14 protein-coding genes, 2 tRNA genes and 2 riboswitches are annotated in these 17,633 nt (G+C 71.8%); of the genes, 11 read left to right on the top strand and 5 right to left on the bottom strand.

The window, feature by feature from the left end; translation table 11 throughout:
* The first annotated feature begins 82 nt into the window (after positions 1-82).
* From AIF0345_RS14610 to AIF0345_RS14590, 5 genes are all read left to right on the top strand, one after another.
* Positions 83-757: a metal-dependent transcriptional regulator gene (locus tag AIF0345_RS14610; RefSeq protein ID WP_043559989.1), complete on the top strand. Its 675-nt coding sequence runs from the start codon at positions 83-85 to the stop codon at positions 755-757.
* A gap of 285 nt (positions 758-1,042) precedes the next feature.
* Positions 1,043-1,230, top strand: a riboswitch (cyclic di-AMP (ydaO/yuaA leader).
* Position 1,231: 1 nt separating this feature from the next.
* The gene (locus AIF0345_RS14605; protein ID WP_043559987.1) at positions 1,232-2,011 is read left to right on the top strand and encodes a C40 family peptidase; all 780 of its coding nucleotides are present in this window, start codon (positions 1,232-1,234) and stop codon (positions 2,009-2,011) included.
* 210 nt (positions 2,012-2,221) lie between these two features.
* Positions 2,222-2,377, top strand: a riboswitch (cyclic di-AMP (ydaO/yuaA leader).
* Positions 2,377-3,144: a C40 family peptidase gene (locus tag AIF0345_RS14600; protein ID WP_043559985.1), complete on the top strand. Its 768-nt coding sequence runs from the start codon at positions 2,377-2,379 to the stop codon at positions 3,142-3,144. Its footprint overlaps the riboswitch before it by 1 nt.
* A gap of 196 nt (positions 3,145-3,340) precedes the next feature.
* Positions 3,341-4,282, top strand: a complete 942-nt coding sequence (locus AIF0345_RS14595; protein WP_043559983.1) for a universal stress protein — start codon at positions 3,341-3,343, stop codon at positions 4,280-4,282.
* A 69-nt stretch (positions 4,283-4,351) separates the two neighbouring features.
* Positions 4,352-4,424: transfer RNA gene (locus AIF0345_RS14590), tRNA-Arg, on the top strand.
* A 1,327-nt stretch (positions 4,425-5,751) separates the two neighbouring features.
* On the opposite strand, the gene AIF0345_RS14585 is transcribed toward AIF0345_RS14590, so the two are convergent.
* Positions 5,752-6,819 carry an IS630 family transposase gene (locus AIF0345_RS14585; RefSeq protein ID WP_285296555.1) on the bottom strand — a complete coding sequence of 356 codons (1,068 nt, stop codon included), beginning with the start codon at positions 6,817-6,819 and terminating at the stop codon, positions 5,752-5,754.
* A 258-nt stretch (positions 6,820-7,077) separates the two neighbouring features.
* Positions 7,078-7,677, bottom strand: coding sequence for an ATP-binding cassette domain-containing protein (locus AIF0345_RS16745; RefSeq protein WP_353962071.1), 600 nt, complete (start codon positions 7,675-7,677; stop codon positions 7,078-7,080).
* Positions 7,678-8,119: 442 nt separating this feature from the next.
* On the opposite strand from AIF0345_RS16745, the gene AIF0345_RS14580 reads away from it, so the two are divergent.
* The gene (locus tag AIF0345_RS14580) at positions 8,120-12,634 is read left to right on the top strand and encodes a DNA helicase (RefSeq protein WP_285296554.1); all 4,515 of its coding nucleotides are present in this window, start codon (positions 8,120-8,122) and stop codon (positions 12,632-12,634) included.
* The gene (locus tag AIF0345_RS14575) at positions 12,631-12,852 is read left to right on the top strand and encodes a transcriptional regulator (RefSeq protein WP_268917128.1); all 222 of its coding nucleotides are present in this window, start codon (positions 12,631-12,633) and stop codon (positions 12,850-12,852) included. The genes AIF0345_RS14580 and AIF0345_RS14575 overlap by 4 nt, the downstream gene beginning before the upstream one ends.
* A gap of 118 nt (positions 12,853-12,970) precedes the next feature.
* Here the strand turns inward: AIF0345_RS14575 and AIF0345_RS14570 are convergent, their stop codons facing one another.
* Both AIF0345_RS14570 and AIF0345_RS14565 read right to left on the bottom strand, forming a co-directional pair.
* A complete protein-coding gene (locus AIF0345_RS14570; protein ID WP_043559973.1) occupies positions 12,971-13,681 on the bottom strand; it encodes a TetR/AcrR family transcriptional regulator in 711 nt (236 codons plus the stop codon).
* Positions 13,682-13,723: 42 nt separating this feature from the next.
* Positions 13,724-14,260, bottom strand: a complete 537-nt coding sequence (locus AIF0345_RS14565) for an NUDIX domain-containing protein (RefSeq protein ID WP_268917127.1) — start codon at positions 14,258-14,260, stop codon at positions 13,724-13,726.
* A gap of 165 nt (positions 14,261-14,425) precedes the next feature.
* Here AIF0345_RS14565 and AIF0345_RS14560 point away from each other — a divergent pair, with 165 nt between their 5' ends.
* Positions 14,426-15,139: a M50 family metallopeptidase gene (locus AIF0345_RS14560; protein ID WP_285296553.1), complete on the top strand. Its 714-nt coding sequence runs from the start codon at positions 14,426-14,428 to the stop codon at positions 15,137-15,139.
* 251 nt (positions 15,140-15,390) lie between these two features.
* The gene (locus AIF0345_RS14555; RefSeq protein WP_043559969.1) at positions 15,391-15,783 is read left to right on the top strand and encodes a DoxX family protein; all 393 of its coding nucleotides are present in this window, start codon (positions 15,391-15,393) and stop codon (positions 15,781-15,783) included.
* Positions 15,784-15,869: 86 nt separating this feature from the next.
* Here the strand turns inward: AIF0345_RS14555 and AIF0345_RS14550 are convergent.
* Positions 15,870-15,940 (bottom strand) — tRNA-Gly (locus tag AIF0345_RS14550).
* A gap of 205 nt (positions 15,941-16,145) precedes the next feature.
* Between AIF0345_RS14550 and AIF0345_RS14545 the strand changes: the two genes are divergently transcribed.
* Positions 16,146-16,715, top strand: coding sequence for a TM2 domain-containing protein (locus AIF0345_RS14545; RefSeq protein WP_285296552.1), 570 nt, complete (start codon positions 16,146-16,148; stop codon positions 16,713-16,715).
* Between the two features lie 77 nt (positions 16,716-16,792).
* The gene (gene dcd / locus AIF0345_RS14540) at positions 16,793-17,452 is read left to right on the top strand and encodes a dCTP deaminase (protein WP_043559965.1); all 660 of its coding nucleotides are present in this window, start codon (positions 16,793-16,795) and stop codon (positions 17,450-17,452) included.
* Positions 17,453-17,633: the final 181 nt, after the last annotated feature.

The following is a 17,633-nucleotide window of genomic DNA, read 5'->3' as shown; positions in this document are numbered from 1 at the left end:
GAACCAGGGGCGCGGGACGGCTGGGACCCGCCGTCCGTGCGAGGCCCGCACAGCGTCGTCGAATCGTGAGGAGGCCCTGGCCGTGAGCGAGCTCATCGACACCACAGAGATGTACCTCAAGACCGTCTACGAGATGGAGGAGGACGGCGTTCTTCCTTTGCGAGCGCGCATTGTTGAGCGCCTCGACCACTCCGGGCCCACGGTCTCCCAGACGGTCGCCCGCATGGAGCGCGACGGCCTCATCCACGTCGCGGACGACCGCTCGCTCAAGCTCACCGAGGTCGGGCGCGCCCGCGCCACCGAGGTCATTCGCAAGCACAGGCTTGCCGAAAGACTGCTTCTGGACGTCATCGGCATGGACCGTCGCCTAATTCACGAAGAGGCGTGCCGCTGGGAGCACGTGATGAGCGAGCAGGTCGAGGAGCGGCTGGCGCAGATCCTCCAGGACACCGACACGGACCCGTTCGGCAACACCATCCCACCCTGCGCGGCGGTGCATCCCGCGCCCGGCGCAGGCGAGGTCAGCGCGACGCGCTTGAGCCGGACCGGAGAGCTCGCCGCGGTCGTGGCGCGCGTGGGCGAGCCCATTCAGGCCAACGCGGAGCTCATCGCCCGGGTCGAGGACGCCGGCATCCGGGTCGGCGAGACGGTTCGCCTGCGCACCTCCGCCGGCGGCGTGCGCGTGGTCGGCCCCACGCAGGAGCCGGTGGTGCTCTCCCACGACTTCGCGCGCCACCTCTTCCTGCGCAGGCAGTAGGGTGGCGGTCTGGCGCCGCCACCCGTCGTCGGCCGCGGTGCCGTCACCCTGCGTCTGAGTGCGTCCGGCCCAGGGTCCGCCCTCCCGGTCTGCGGCCGCCGTCGGCGGTCCTCATAAGTCACGAAAAGGTCACGATCGGGGCGGTCGGATCGGCGGTATGACGGCACACTCACCCTCGTGGGTGATCGCACAGCGGGTCGGCGTCCCGACGACTTCCCACGGGAGATAAAAATCCGCTAACGTTGCCGGTGCGGTCGGCGACGTCGACTGCGGAGAGGTGGACAGAGCCTAAGCCTGCCGATGTTCGCCTCCTCCTTCCCGACACACCATCGGCAGGCCCGGGGGAACCACTTCTCCGGTCCGCTCCGGCTCATGCGGCCGGCTCGGGCCTTGGGGTGAAGCCCGCGCAAGCGGGCCGGGCGTCTCCCGCCCGAACCCGACAGCTAACTCCGTAGGCTCTTTCAGGAGAAACCAGTGACTTCAAGCGTCAAGGCCCGTCACCGCAAGGCCGCCCCCCCGCTGACCCCACTGTCCGACGCCGGTCCTGTCGCGCGCCGAGGCCTCGCCGTCGCCGCGTCCTCAGGTCTGGCTCTGACGATCATCGCCTCCGGCGCCAACGCCGCCGGGGAGGGCACCGACGTCGGCGAGTCCGCCGGCGCGCTGACCAAGGCGGGCGTCGACACCCTTGCCAACGAGGCGCGCGAGGCCGTCAACACGAACGCGGCCATCACCACCTCGACGACCTCCAGGCTCGAGCCCACCGACCAGTACGCGGACGTCACCGCGGAGGCCCCCGCTGCCGAGCAGCCCGCCGCCGAGGAGGCCGCTCCCGCGCCGCAGCAGGAGGAGCAGCCCGCGACGCAGGCCCAGCCCGCCTCGGCTCCCGCCGAGCAGCAGGAGTCCGCGCCCTCCGCGCCCGCCCAGTCCTCCGCCGGCTCGATCGCCGCCCTGGCGATGCAGTATGTCGGCTCCCCTTATGTCTGGGGCGCCTCGGGTCCGAGCGCCTTCGACTGCTCCGGGCTGGTCTCCTACGTCTACGGCCAGTTCGGCGTCTCTCTTCCCCACTCCTCCGAGGGCATCCGCGCCGCCGGCACCGTCATCTCGGCCGCCGAGGCCCAGCCCGGCGACGTCATCTGGTGGTCCGGCCACGTGGCCATCTACGCCGGCGACGGCATGATGGTCTCCGCCGAGGACGAGAGCACCGGCGTCCGCTACCTTCCGGTTCGCGGCGGCGGCACCTTCCTGCGTATCTGACGCGCCGCCCTCGCTTCCGGAACCGCCCCAGTCTCCCCAGGGCCGGGGCGGTTTTTCATCCTCTGGGAGGATGCGCCCGACGGGAAAGTGTGGACTCCCACATCCGTGCGCGTGATCATGCCGTGACACTTCGGTACTTCTCGGGTACCGTTACCCATGTCGCGAGGCCATCCCCGCGATCCTTGGCTCGAGGCTTTGTCCTGCCGCTCGAGCCGGGGCTCCTTTCCCGAACCACGGCAGGAACGGGGGAACCACGACTGGCCCGCGGGTGAACTGCGGGCCTATGGGGTGAAGCCTGCGGGAGCAGGCCGGGCTTCTCCAGTCCGAACCCGACAGCTCACCTCGGCAGCTCAATAAGGAGAAAGATGTCCACCACCAAGCCTCGCCCCAGGGCCCGTCACCGCAAGGATTCCCGTCCCGTCACGTCCGTCACCCCTGTGGCGCGTCGCAGCCTCGCCGCCGCCGCCTCCTCGGGGCTCGCACTGACGATGATCGCCTCCGGCGCGTCGGCCGCCAGTGGCACAGAGGCTGCCGACTCCGCCGGATCGCTGAAGGACACCGGCGTCGGCGCGCTCGCAGCCGGTGCGCGTGATGCGGTTCTGACCAACCCGGCCATCCAGATCTCCCCGAACGCCACTGCCAACAAGACCGACGCCGACGTGGCCGAGGAGGTCACCGCGGAGGCTCCCCCCGAGGAACCTGCTCCGCAGGCCGACACGGCCGCGAAGACGGACGACTCCGCGACGACGGCCACCAACGCCTCCGAGACCTCCGCCTCAACGGCTCCGGCGCCCGCCTCCAACGCTGGCGGCGCCGTGGCGATCGCCATGCAGTACGTCGGCCGCCCCTACGTCTCCGGTGCCGCCGGCCCGGACGCCTTCGACTGCTCGGGCCTGGTCCAGTACGTCTACGCGCAGATGGGCATCTCCCTGCCGCGCACCGCGCAGGCCCAGGGGTCGGCGGGCAGGCTCGTCTCCGCCGCCGAGGCCCAGCCCGGCGACATCGTCTACTTCGGCCACCACGTGGGCATCTACGCCGGGGACGGCAAGATGATCGACGCCGGGACCGAGGCCACCGGCGTCGTCTACCGCGACATCTACGAGACCCCGATCGGCTACGTGCGGGTTGCCTGAGGCCGCCCATACCGCCCGTCACCCGCAGCACGACGGCCGCCCCCTCCGGGGCGGCCGTCGTGCGCGTTCCGGGTGGAGGCGGCTTGTTGACGCAGTCCACACGCGGCGGTGGCTTTCAGTGGCTTTGAGCACACGGCATTGCGGGGCAGAATGATCCGTATCGGATTCCCGGCGCCCGGAGAAAGGGGCACAAGTCATGTCCGAAGACGGAGTCATCCTGGTCGGAGTCGATGGATCACCGGAGTCTCTCGGTGCGGTCGACTGGGCGGTGGCCAGAGCCGCGCGCAACGACTGGCGGGTGCATATTCTGTGTGCATACTCCCTGCCCTCCTTCACCACGGCCTCTCTCGACGGCGGGTACGCGGCTCTCGACGACACGGCCGTGCGCTCGGGCGCCCAGGCCGTCGTCGATGAAGCGGTCGCCCGGGTGCAGGGCAGGAACGTGGCGGTGACCAGCTCCCTGGAGACCGGCGACCCCGCCGGGGTGCTCGTCGACCTGTCCGGCGAGGCGGCGCTCGCCGTCGTCGGAACCCGGGGCGGCGGGGGCTTCGCCGACCGCCTGCTCGGCACCGTCTCCTCGGCGCTGCCGGCGCACGCCCACTGCCCCACGGTCGTGGTGCCCCGTCACACCGAGGGCGCCGAGTACACGCCCGTGCGCCGCATCGTGGTCGGTGTGGACGGCTCGGAGTCGGCCCGCAAGGCGCTTCGCTGGGCCGTGCACGAGGCCGAGGCCTGGGAGGCCGAGCTCACCGCCATTGCCGCCGTGCCCATGGCCTCCGGAGCCGGCGCCCTGGCGTGGCTGCCGGCTGCCGTCGACCGCGAGCAGGTTCTCGCCGACGTCCGCTCCGGCCTGGACCGGGCCGTGGCCGACGCGGTCGAGGGGCACCCCGCGGTGGTGGTGCGCCGCCACGCCCTGGACGGCAACGCGGCCGAGCTCATGGCGGAGTTCTCGACGGCGGTGGACCTGGTCGTCGTCGGCTCGCGCGGGCGCGGCGGGTTCTCCGGGCTGCTGCTGGGGTCGGTGAGCCAGGGCGTCCTGTCGCACGCCTCCTGCCCGGTCATGGTGGTGCCCGCCCGAACCAAGGGCGACGACGGCCCCGCCTCGCGCAACCCGGGCACTCCCTGGAAGCGCGCCTGACCGCGGCGTGATCCGTTGCGCGGCGCCGGGTGTCTCAGCCCGGCGCAGCGTGCGGTAGGGTTGGGCTGTGCCCTCGTAGCTCAGGGGATAGAGCACCGCTCTCCTAAAGCGGGTGTCGCGCGTTCGAATCGCGCCGGGGGCACCGGCGGGAGGTCCGGGCGGGTCCGACGACGGTCGGGCCCGGCCCGGGCAGTCCCTTCCCCGCTCCTCGGCCGCCCCGCCTCCCGCCCCTTCGTCGAGATCGGTTCTGGCAGTACCTGAGCCGGGCCGGACGCACGTGGTCGTGAGCTCGCCACGTGCCCACGCGGAGGTCCGACCGGCCGGGGCCATGAGCCAGGACCGCCATCTCGTTTCATCGGGGACGTCCGCCCCAAGAGGCCAGTTGACGCAGACGACCGGGACGCCTGCCGCTCTGGTGCCGACACATATGGCGAGGGCTGTGCCGGCGGAGGACAGGGTGAGTCCGTTGCGAGCGAGGGTCCGGACTCCGGCGGTCCAGGCGACTGCGCTGGTGAGAGCGATCAGGGCGCTGTTGATAAGAAGGGCTGGGGCGAGCACTCTCAGCCTTCCGCGAGCGGAGACGGCTTCGCGCGCCCCCACGCTCGCCGCTGAGGCCATGATGGCGAGTGCGGGCAGGACGGGGACCGCGTTGATGACAACCGCGTAGACATTCAGCCGCCCGGGTACCGGGACGGGTTCCTGTGGAGGAAGAAGGCACAGCAGACCGACAGGGCACAGGCGAGCGCGACCTCGGGCACACGAAGATAGCGCAGCACCACTAACCAGCGCCGGTCGATAGGGCGATTCCGGCGCTTGTGCCGTGGCCGATAGCCTCCGATTCTGGCCCTGCGACAGGAGGCGTGTCCCCCGGCCCAATGAGCTCCGGTGGCGCTGGTCACCGCTTGCACTGCGCGAGCCGGCTGACCGCGGTGCGCAGCGTCTCGTCCTGCTGTTCAGTACTCATGGAAGCCAGATCCACGTTTGTCACGAAATGCTTCGGAACGCCCTCGGCGCGCAGGACTCAACCAGTCCCAGATGATCCGTGAAGGGTCCTCATCTCGGTTCCCGCTCCACGACGCGCATCTGTCGCGACCAAGCCAGTCGAGCAGAGAGCTCCTGGTTCTCTGGTCGTCTGGGTCCGCAATGTCGTTCGACTCGATAACCAGAGAGTCGCCGCCGTCGTTCTCCCGAGTCACTCGATCGGGCGTCTCGACGCCGACGCTCTGAAGCGCGGCGAGGTACGGCTCCACATGCGTCCGAACGTCGGCCTTCGCCCCCTGGAAGGTCCGGCAATGCCTGCACACAGGGGGACGAGAAAGATCGAGGAGAAGGAGAGGGCGCCCATGGCCCATAGCCACTCGTACTCCCACCCCCACTAGCGCCCGAAGGATCTGACGAGGACGACGGCGAGCAGGCCGGCGGCCCAGGTACAGGTGGACACCCCATTCCACACCTGGTTATGGCTGGAATTAAACAAGATCGGTGTGTGATGGTGTGATTGGGAGGTGCTCGAAGTCGTAGTCGAAGGTGCGGTTGGTGATGTAGGCGGTGAAGGCCGCGAAGGTGTTCTCCGGGGTGTCGCGCTGGAGGTTGGCGATATTGTTCTTGGCGGCGTTCCACACGTGTTCTGTGGGATTGTGGTCTGGGGCGTAGGGGGGCATGTAGATGGGTGTGATGCGCTCCAGAGCCTGGCCGGGGGCATAAAGATCGTTCAAGGCCTTGGCGTGGTGGAACCTGGCGTTGTCCAGGACCACCGCGATCTTCTTCCCCTCATCGGTCTCGCGCGCCAGGCGATCCATCATGAGGGTGATCTGCTCGGCGTTCTGGTTTGCCTCGATGGGGTAGATCCTCATTTTCTTGGTCGTCAGGCTCAGTGCCCCGAAGAACGACCGGCTCGCCTTCTTGCGGTCCACGTACAGCCTTGTTCTCTTTCCCTTGGGAAGCCACATGCGCCGGGTCTCGGCCTCGTGCTCGACGCGGACCTCGTCGACGGTGTAGACCTCCCAGCCTTCTTCCAGCAGATCGTTGACCTGGCGCCGGATCTCGGCCATCCGCCTGGCAATGGCCTTCTCGTCGCGGCGCTTGTCGAACGGGTCGGGGAGCTTGAAGGTCATGCCCAGAAAGCGCATGAGCAGCCGGTAGGAGGACTCGGACCTGTACTCGACTCCGAACTTGATCTGCACGACGTCCTTAAGGGCCGGGACGTCCCAGAAATCGGCTTTGACGCCTGCCTCCGAGGGCGGTCTACTGAGAATCTCCTCCAGCTCCTCCTTCTGCGCCCGCTTGAGCTTTGCCGCATTCTCGTTGCCGGCGTGACCGGTTACCACGGAGCCCATCCTGTATCTCCGCCATTCTGACAGCCACTCACGTACCGTACCCTCGGCCCGCTCGACCATCTCCGCGATAATATCCAGGCCGACGCCGCGGGCAGCGTACACAATCGCCTCCGCCTTCATTCTCACAAGCCTGTAGGTGTCCGAGCGCTTCTTCCACCTGATGAGGATGTCCCGTTCCTCGTCCGTCATGTCGATCTGCATGAGACTATCTTATACGAGGTGCTCCGCAGACGCCAACCAGGGATCCCGCAGCAGCTGCCCCAGAATGCCATTTTGTTTAATTCCGGCCATACCACCGTCTCTGTTCTGCACCCATTACGACCCATTACGACCCATTACGAGTGGCCTCCGCCGTGATTCTCGGAGAGAAGACCCGAGACGGAGGCCTCGATCCACGAGCCCGGGGCCGGAGGCTTCTCATCCGTGTCCTGTTCCGCGAGGTCTTCGAGCCCGGTCACGTCACCGCTCCATACCGTGCTCCCCTCCGATATGACGACGACGTTGTCGGCCAGACGCTCGACATCCTCCGTGTGGTGCGTGGTCAGCAGGACTGCGGGCCCCTGGGCCGGCTCTGCGATGGCCTTGCGGAAGGGGCCTGCTGGGTGAGGTCCAGGTCGCATAGTCGAGTGCCTCCCGCACCGTGTAGCGTCCGGGGAAGGAGGAGCGTTGCGGAAGGTGGCCCGAGCAGTCTCGGGCTTTGCCGAGCTCTCCCGGAATCGTGTGCCCGGCGACGTGAATCAGCCCGGAGGTCGCCGCCGTCAGTCCCATGATCGTGCGCAGCAGGATGGACTTGCCGCTGCCGTTGGGGCCTACGAGGGCGGTGGTGCCGCCCGAGCACGACAGGTCGATGCTCCTGAGGACCGGGTGACGCCTCAGACTCACGTGCAGGTCAACGACAGTCAGTTCCGTGGCACACGTGCGAAGCGGACTCGCTGCCGTATCGGGCCAGTAATCAAAGGTGGGGTAGGCGTAGAGGAGCAGGAGTCCGGCACGGGGAATCCCATCTGCGCGCAGACTTGAACGGCTCCGCGCGCCCTTGAGGACGCCGCCGAGAATCATCTTGCGTACGTCCGCACGGAACATCGAGAGGCCTCCTCTTTATGCGAGTGAGTTCCGCTGATCGTCTTATGCATATCTTATGCTGTCGAAGTGTGATGCATGAATCGGCCCGTAGGCCATTCGTGCGCCCCTTGACTGCCTGCAGGTCGGCGGCCATGGCCACAGCCCCGTCGGTGCCGGCCAAGGCCTTCCCGGCCGGCTCGTTGGCGAATGAACCGGACCGATCTCGACGCGGAACCGGACCGATCTCGACGCGGAACCGGACCGATCTCGGCGAGGGGGCTGTGCGCGGGGGCGCCTGCGGACATAGGGTTGAACCATCCGGCGGCTTCGACGAACGCGTCCGCTCTGCCGGTGGCCCAGACCGCATCCGACGAGACCCGCGCGACCCGCCCCGGTGCGTCTGCGCCCTTTGGCGCCCTCCTGCCGATATGTTGGGGATATGACGCCTTCACTCTTCTCATTCGGACGCAGCCGGCGCCGCACCAGCGGACCGACGGCTCAGCCCGAAGGCGTTGCGGCGTCCGCTCCTTCGCCACCCGCGCCTCGGAAGGAGCCCGAACCGCCCGCCGCGCCTCCTGCCCCGCCCGCGTCCCCGGAGCGCCGGGCGGTGGTGGAGAACGCCTTGACCGCCTGGCGTGACGAGCTCATCGACCTGGGGGGAGTCTCCAGCCTGGACAACATCGGGCTGCTCGACGCCGTCGTGGACCTCACGACCGCCCACCCCTCCGGGTTGGCGCAGCTGTATGCCGGACGCCCCACCCACCTGGGCAATCTCGTGCGCGAGAGCGAGGCCCTGGCGCAGGCCCGCCAGAGCCTGAAGGACGTCGCCGGGCACACGGACCGGCTGGCCCGGCAGTTCGGCGTCGCCCCCGTCTACCTCGCCATCGGCGTGGCGACCTGGACCGAGACCGTGCCGGCCGACGAGCCCGCGCCGCAGCTCGGCATCCCGTTCGCGTCGCGGTCCCGGGGCGGCCCCGCGGAGAGCGGCCCCAGGGCCGACGACGCGGCCGACTCGGCGGATAGCCCCGTCAGCCCGGCCAGCCCCGCGGGGGCCGCGAGCCCGGCCGCCGCTGCGAGCCCCAGCGCCGCCTCCGCCGCCGCGGGTCCCACTACCGGAACCGCCGGCACCCCCGCTGCCGCGGCCGGCTCGACTGGAGCTACCGGCCCCGCATCCGCGAGCCCCGGAGCCGGCCCCGCCGGCGGCCGCATGATCGTGCGCAACGTCAACGCCCCCGTGCTGCTGCGCCCCGTGCGGCTGTCCAGCGCCACCGCCGAGGCCTCCCTCACCCTGGACCCCTCCATCGAGCTCAACCCCGTGCTCACCCGGGCCCTGCGGCGCTACGGCTCGACCACCGACGTCGAGGCCATCGCCCACGCAGCCCTGTCCGCCGAGGGCTTCACCCCGCGCGCCGCACTGGCCCGCCTCGGGGGCCTGGGCCGGGAGTACCTGCCCGGCTTCGAGATCCACGAGCGCCTCGTCGTGGGCGCCTTCGTCCACCCCGGCCAGGCGCTCATCGAGGACTTCGACGCCACCGTCGAGCGCGCCCGCACCTCCGCCCTCGTCTCCGCGCTCGCCGGGGACGACATCGCCCGCGACGCGCTCGACGTCGAGCTGCCCGCTCCCCGCGCCGAGGACCGCGTGCCCGAGGCCGAGCGCGGCGCAGGCGACCTCGACCCCGCCCAGCTCGACGCCGTCGAGGCCGTCGGCTCGGGCGCCTCGCTGCTCCTGGACGCCCCTCCCGGCTCCGACGTCGCCGCTACCCTGGCCGCCGTCGTCGCCGACGCCGCCGCCTCGGGCCGCACCGTGCTGCACGTGCCCGCCACCAGCGCCGACGGGCACGCCGTCGCCGACGCGCTGCGCGACCTGGGGCTCGGCGACATCGTGCTCGACCTGACCGAGGACGCCTCCTGGCGCCGCCACGCCGGCGAGGGCATCAAGGAGGCCCTCGGCTCGATGCCGCCCGAGCTCGACGTCGCCGCCATCGTCAGCATGCGCGAGCGCCTGACCGCCGTGCGCACCCGGCTGACCCGCTACGTCGAGGCCCTCCACGAGCCCCGCAAGCCCTGGGGAGTGTCCGCCTACGACGCCCTGCAGCGGCTCGCCGACCTCACCACCGGGCGCGTGCGTGCCCGCACCAAGGAGCGGGTCGCGCCGGGGCGCCTGGAGCGGCTCGACGACGACGGCCGCGCCCGCGCCGTCGAGCTCCTCACCCGCGCCAACATGCTGGGCGTCTTCTCCCCGCGCACGCGCGCCTCGGCCTGGAACGGCATCACCATCGCCGACATCGACGAGGCCACCGACGTGCTCGCCCAGCTGAGCAGGCTCGCCGACGGGCTCCTGCCCGCCGTCGTGCGTCACACCGAGGAGGTCGCCCTCGGCGCCGGGCTCACCCGCGCCGCCACCCTCGCCGACTGGTGCGAGCAGCTGGAGATGCTCGACGGCGTGCGCGAGTCCCTCGACGTCTTCACGCCCGAGGTCTTCGAGCGCTCGGCCGCCGACATGGTCATCGCCACGGCCACCAGGCGGTGGCGCGACGAGCGCGACATCGAGATGGGCGCCTCGACCCGCCGCCGCTTCATCCGGCAGGCCAAGGACCTGGTGCGTCCGGGGCGCGACGTGGACGACCTGCACGCCGAGCTGGTCAAGGTCCAGCAGCGCCGCGAGGTCTGGCGCCGTCACGACCCCGACGGCGGCTGGCCCACCCTGCCGCCCGGGCTGGACGAGATGGAGGCGGTCGCCACCCGGGCCCGCAAGGCCGTCGCCGAGGTCCAGCCCGTGCTCGGGCGCGCGCCGGACGCCCCGGACCTCATGACCATGCCGCTGAAGGACCTCGAGGCCCGCGTGCGCGCCCTGGCCGACGACGACACCACCGCCCAGATCCTCCCCGAGCTCGGCCGCGTCGTGACCCAGCTCGACGAGCTGGGCCTGACGGCGCTGGCCCAGGACCTGTCCGACCGCGCCATTGACGCCGGCCAGATCGAGGACGAGCTCACCTACTGCTGGTGGTCCTCGCTGCTGGCGCAGATCCTGCGCGACGACCCGGCCCTGGGCGGGCTCGACGCGCACGCCCTCAACGACCTGGCCGACTCGCTGCGCGAGCTGGACACCGCCCAGGTGGCCTCCCTGGCGGCGCCCGTGGCCCACGCCTGCGCCCGCCGGGTGCGCACCGCCGTCGAGACCGACAAGGAGTCCGCGCGCGAGCTCTACCGCGCCCTGTCGCGCGACGACGGCGTGCCGCTGCGCGACATCATCGCCGCCCACCCCGTCGCCATGGTGGCCAAGCCGGTGTGGATCGTGCCGCCCACGCTCGTCCCCCAGGTGCTCAGGCCGGAGGCCGTGGTCGACCTGGCGATCCTGGACGCGAGCGCCCACATGCCGGTCGCCCAGGTGATGCCGGCCTTCGTGCGGGCCGAGCAGGTCCTGGTCGTGGGCGACCCGCGGCGGGCCACCACCGGCCTGGCGGCCGAGCTCGGGCCGCTGCTGCCCAGCGTCACCCTGCCCACCGGCCGCAACACCCTCGACCCGCGGATCGCCGCCTTCCTTGCGACCAACGGCTACGAGGGGGTCGTGGAGGCCGTGCCCTCCCCGCCGGGGACCTCCAGCCTGTCACTCGACCTCGTCGACGGGCGCGGCATGCCCGCCCCCGGGCAGATGGCTGTGGAGTCGGTGCAGGCCGAGGTCGAGCGCGTCGTCGACCTGGTCATCGACCACGCGCTGGGCCGCCCCGAGCGCTCGCTGGCGGTCGTGGCCCTCAACGCCCGACACGCCGAGGAGATCCGCAAGGCCGTCGCCGGCGCCGCGGCCGGCTCGGTGGCCCTGGAGAAGTTCTTCGCCTCCGGGATCGCCGAGCCCTTCGTCGTCGTGGACCTGTCCGAGGCGCGCTCGCTGCGCCGGGACCACGCGATCGTCTCGGTCGGCTACGCCAAGACGCCGCACGGCCGCACCATCCACAGCTTCGGGTCCGTCTCCCGGGCCGGGGGCATGGTGGGCCTGGTGGAGGCGCTGTGCGTCTCCCGGGGCCGTACCCAGGTCGTCTCCTGCCTGGGCCCCGACGACCTCGACCCCGAGCGGCTGCACGCCCCGGGGGCCCGGCTGCTGCGCGAGGTGCTCCTGCGCGCCTCGGGGACGGACGCCGTGGAGATCGAGGACGCCGCGGTGCCCGACCGGCTCCTGGTGGACCTCGCCGAGCACCTGTGGCGCAAGGGCCTGGAGGTGGTGCCCCGCTACGGCGTGCCCGGCGGGCCGCGCATCCCCCTGGCCATCGGCCACCCCGACTACCCCGGAGAGCTGTTCGTGGCGGTGGTCACCGACGATGACGCCTACGTCGCCGAGCCGAGCCTGCGGCGCCGCGACCGCCACTGGGTGGAGCGGCTCCAGCGGCGGGGCTGGCTCGTGCACACGGCATTCTCGGCCGGGGTCTTCGTCGACCCCGAGGCGGAGGCGCGCCGCGTCGAGGCGCTGGTGATGTCGGTCCTCACCGAGCGCTCCAGGAGCGAGCCGGTGCCCGGCGCGCCGAGGCTCCCGACGAACATGGAGGACCTGGAGGACACCGAGGAGATGGCCCCGCCGCCTCCCGCGGCGCCCCCGCCCGCGGTGGTGCCCTCGCCCGCGCACGCGGCGCCGTCGCCGGCCAGGGCTGCGTCCCCGCGCGGGGCGGCGTCCCCGCCCAGAGCGGCCCGTGGGACGAGGGCGATCGGCCGGGCGGCGAGCCCGGGCCCGAAGGCCGCCGGCTCGCAGGCCGGGCGGGCCCAGCGGCCCCCGATCGCCGAGGGCCTGCCGCTGCAGGCCTACTCCGACGACCAGCTCGACGACATGATCGCGTGGATACGCTCCGACGGCGTCCAGCGCGACGAGCGGTCCGAGGTCGAGGAGCTCCGGGCCGCGCTCGCCCTGACGCGCCACGGCGCGGGCATCAGCGCGGTGCTCTCCAACGCCGTGCGGCGGACGCGGTGAGCGGCAGGCGGCGTGTCGTCGCGCTCTCGCCGCAGGACCGGGCGCGGGTCGCGCGCGGCGAGAGCCCGGAGGCGGACGCCGAGACCGAGCGCCGTCGGAGCCTCGACGCCCTGGCCGATGCGCGCGCCCGCGAGGGCGGGGTGAGCGGGCGCCGCGACGGCGAGGAGAGCGCCAATGACGCCCAGCTCCTGCGCGACGTTCCACCGCACTGGGGGTGAGCCGAGCCTTCGCCGAGATCGGTCGTACTCCGGCTCGAGACCGGTTCACTTCTGCACCGAGATCGGTCGGGCCGCGCAGCCGGGGCGTGCGCCGCGGCCCGGGCCGATCGGCGACCGGTCAGCCCGCGACGGCGCGCACGGAGGGCACGGAGGGCACTGAGATCTCGGCCTGCGCCTCGTCGCTCATGTCCTGGGTGGCGTGGGTGGGGGGCACCGCCGGGACCCCGTGCTCCGGCACGGGGGCGCCGACCGCGCGCAGCACGAAGGTGTCCAGGGCGTCGAGGTAGGCGGCGCGGGCGGCCGGCTCCGTCGGTGTCGGGCGACCGCCCATGACGCAGGCGTGCACGAGCGGAATGACCTGAGCGGGGTCCTGGGGCGGGATCGCCCCGGTGGCGACGGCGTCGGTGAGGATCTGGGCGAGCATCTGCGCCATGAGCCCGGCGTGGGCGCGCAGCCGGCCCGCCGTGCCGCGGGAGACCGAGTTCGCCAGCGGCCCGGAGGAGGGGAAGTGGAAGTGCCGTTTGATCAGGGCCTGCTGGCGCACGTAGACGCGCAGCCGGTCAATGGGGTCCTCGACCCCCGCCAGCGCGGCGGAGAGCTCCTCGGCGTAGCGGGCCGTCTCGTGCTCCATGAATGCCAGGAGGAGGTCCTCCTTGTCCGCGAAGTGGTTATAGACCGCGGTGCGCCCGACGCCGGCGTGCGAGGCGACGTCGGACAGGGTGATCTTGTCGAAGGAGCGCTTGGCCATCAGCTCCGACAGAGCGTCGAACAGGGCGGTACGGGTTCGTTCGCGGTGCTCGGCGAGCGAGCTTCCCATGATCTTCGGCATATGGCCACCCTAACCTACGAGGTGACGGAATCGCGAGAACCGTCAGAAAGGATGTGCGGCTCTTGGCGGGGCCGCCGCGGTGCGGATCGCCGCCAGGATGGGCAGATCGGCCTCCAGCCAGGGCAGCGCCCCGAGATCGTCCCAGGTGACCCATTGCACTGACTCGTGCGCGCCCCCGCGCTGCGGGCCGTGGTCGGGGTCGGCCGGCTCCGCGAGCCACACGCGCATCCGGTACCCGTGCATGGCGGGCCAGGCGGGGGAGTCGTCGTCGGGGAAGCTTCCGGGGAGGCGCGCGGACCCGGCCGCGGCGGGGGCGGGCGCCGGGGCCGGCACGGCGAGGCCCGAGGGCGGGCGGACCTCGTCTCCGAGGACGACCGTCAGGCCGAGCTCCTCGGCCAGCTCGCGCGCCAGCGCCCGGGTCGGGGTCTCGCCGGGCTCGACCTTGCCGCCGGGCAGCTCGTACTGGCCGGCGTGCTCGGCCGGGTAGGAGCGGGCGGCGCACAGCATGACGGTGGGGCGGGCGAGGCGGTCCACGACGGCGGCCGCCACGACGAGCCGCGACGAGGGGCGATCGGTCATGCCCGGGACTTTAGATGACTGACTCCAGCGGGGCGCGGGGCCCGGTCCGAGCGTGAGAGCCTCGCTGTGCGGGGAGGGGGGCTGGTGCCCGGTGGGCGCCTCGGGCCGATCTCGGCGCGGAACCGGACCGATCTCGGCGCGGGGGAGTGTGGCACACTTCCGGACGTGAACACTGACTGGAGCTCCTGGTGGTCCGACCCCCTGTCCCGCATCGCCTCCGACCAGCTCGCCCTGTGGATCGCCCTGGCGGTCCTGGCGGTGGTCCTGGCCTTCCCGACGGCGCGGCGCTGGGGGCGCACCCTGGTCACCATCGTGCACGAGGCCGGCCACGCCGGGGCCGGCATGCTCGTGGGGCGGAAGTTCCAGGGCTTCGTCGTCGAGAAGAACCTCGCCGGGCACGCCGTGACTGCGGGCAAGGAGCGCGGCCCCGGACGGGTCTTCACCACCTGGTCGGGCTATCCCGCGCCCGCGGTGCTCGGCGCCCTGGTCGCTCTCGCCGCGCTGGCGGGGTGGGGCGGCCTCGTCCTGATCCTGACCCTGGTGGCCCTCATGGTGCTGCTCGTCATGTCCCGCTCGGTGCGCACGGTGGTCCTCGTCGCCCTTGTGGGGGCGCTCACATTCGGCCTGTGGTGGTGGAGCGACAGCACGGCCGGCGCCCCGCTGCGCGCCGGTCTTGTCGCCGGGGTGGGCCTGGCGCTGCTCGTGGGAGCCTGGGACTCCCTGCGCGACGTCGCCGCCTCCCGGGACGGTGCGCAGGACCATCGCACGCTCGCGGCGCTCACCGGCGTGCCGGCCGGCCTGTGGCTGGTCACCTGGTTCCTCGTCGACGCCGCCGCGACCGGCGTCGTGGCGTGGAGCATATGGGGCGCCCTGACCTGAGCGCCGGACCGGGCGCCGCAGTCCCGGCAGACGACGGCGGCCGGGGCCCAGCGCCTAAGCGGCCGGGACGAGGACGGTCGAGAAGGCCGAGAATGCCCGCACAGGCGTGCATGCGGGTGGTCAATGACCTGAAGCGCGCCCGCGGTCAGGGCCGAGGCCGAGGACGCGGGGATGCCGGGCGTCACAGTGCCGGGCGGCTTCGACCGATACGCTGGTGCAAAGACACCCTGACTACTCACCCGAGGAGCACCATGACCGGTCCTGTCACCTTTCTCGCCCGAGGCCTCCTGGCCGGCGTCTTCATCAATGGCGGTATCAGCCAGTTCAAGGGCGCCCGCCTGCTCGCCCCCAAGGTCGAAGCCGCGAAGGAGGAGTACGGCGTCGTCACCGAGGTGGCGGGGGAGGACCTGGTCAGGCTCAACGGCGCGGGCATGGTGCTCGCCGGCGGCGCCCTCGCCCTGGGCGTAGCACCGCGCCTGTCCGCTGCCGTACTTGTGAGCATGCTCATCCCGACGACGGTCGTCGGGCACCCCTTCTGGAAGATCGCGGACAAGGCCAAGCGGCGCACGGCCGTTTCGGGGACCCTGAGCAACGCCGCCATTACCGGCGGCCTGCTGCTCGTGGTGGCCGGGCGCAGGTGCTGACCCCGCGCCGCGGCGAGCGGCCGCGGCTGGTCACTGCGCCCTGCAGCAAGAGGGCCCGGAACCATCGCGGTCCCGGGCCCTGCCGGAGCGGGTGACGGGAATCGAACCCGCGCTGTCAGCTTGGGAAGCTGAAGTTCTACCATTGAACTACACCCGCGCTCACCTGCTGGAAGGTGCTGGAGCAGCATACCCCACATGGGCTCGGACCGGAAAACGTGCCCCGGGGGCCGGGGCGGCGTCGGCGGCGTATTACTTCTTACCGTCTTCCCATCGTGGAAGTCTGACCGGAGAAGCCGCTAGCCTGTGCCACGAGCCGTCGCACTCGGGCGGCCCTTCCCCACCCACATCGTGAGAGGCTCTTGATGAGTAACGCGTACGACCCCTCTGAGTACCCGCCGACGATGCCCATCGGCTCCGCCTCCGGCGCCGACGTCAACCAGTCGGGCGCCCCCTACTCGGCTGCGAGCCCTTACGCCTCCGCGCCGTCGGGCGCCCCCTACTCGGCTGCGAGCCCCTACGCCTCCGCGCCGTCGGGCGCCCAGCCCGGGTTCCAGCAGCCCGGCGGGGCCGCCTACGCGCAGGACCCCGGGGCCCAGCAGGGCTACTACCCCGGCGCCGCCCCCGGGCAGATGCCCTACCCGCAGGCCGGCGTCGGCTACTACGACCAGAAGTCCAAGGTCGCCGCAGGCCTGCTCGGCATCTTCCTGGGCACGCTCGGCGTCCACAACTTCTACCTGGGCTACACCAACAAGGCCATCGGCCAGCTGGTGGGGACCATCGTCGGCTTTGTCCTCTCCATTATCGTCATCGGGATCTTCATCGTCCTGGGCATCCAGATCTGGGCCCTTGTCGAGGGCATCCTCATCTTGAGCGCACAGCCCGGCTCTCAGCCCTGGGGTGTGGACGCCCGCGGCGTGCCCCTGTCCAGCTGAGGTCAGGCCCGCGCGCGTGCGCCGGACTCGCGCGGGCCCGCGCCCTCGGGCCGCTGGCCTCTGGCACAATCGGCCCCGTGCTCCTCTCCGACCGCGACATCCGCGCCGAGCTCGACGTCGGCCGTGTCGTCCTCGACCCCTACGATCCCGAGATGGTCCAGCCCGCCTCGATCGACGTGCGACTGGATCGCTGGTTCCGCTTGTTCGACAACCACCGCTACCCGGTGATCGACCCGGCTGTCGAGCAGGACGGGCTCACCCACCTCATCGACGTCGGCCCAGACGACCCCTTCGTCCTCCACCCCGGCGAGTTCGTGCTCGGCTCCACCTACGAGCGCGTCACCCTGCCCGACGACGTCGCCGCCCGCCTGGAGGGCAAGTCGAGCCTGGGGCGCCTCGGCCTGCTCACGCACTCCACTGCAGGATTCATCGACCCCGGCTTCACCGGGCATGTCACGCTCGAGCTGAGCAACACGGCCACCATGCCCATCAAGCTGTGGCCGGGCATGAAAGTCGGCCAGCTGTGCTTCTTCCGGCTGTCCAGCCCCGCGCAGGCCCCCTACGGCTCGGGGGCGCACGGCTCGCGTTACCAGGGGCAGCGCGGTCCGACGGCGTCGCGCGGCCACAAGTCCTTCCACCGGATTCGCATCGAGCATATCGAGCATCCAGACGCATCGACCGCGGAGGGCGCCCCTCCGCACGACGCAGCCCCCGCCGGAACCGAGGAGCAGGCATGACGAGTCACCGAGCTGGCGGCACGAACCACCGGGCCGGTGCCCCGACCCGCCGGTCCGCCGCGTCGCATCGGGCCGCCGGGACCGGCCGGGACTCCGACGGCGCGGCCCGTCGGGCGAGCGCCTCCGACCAGGAGGCCGGAGGCGCCGGCACCTGGGCGGGCACGCCCCGCTGGGCAGGCCC

It is taken from the genome of Actinomyces israelii (genome assembly GCF_030253495.1).
Classification (GTDB): domain Bacteria; phylum Actinomycetota; class Actinomycetes; order Actinomycetales; family Actinomycetaceae; genus Actinomyces; species Actinomyces israelii.
The sequence above is the reverse complement of the archived record's forward strand: the minus strand, read 5'-3'. Positions and strand labels throughout refer to the sequence as shown.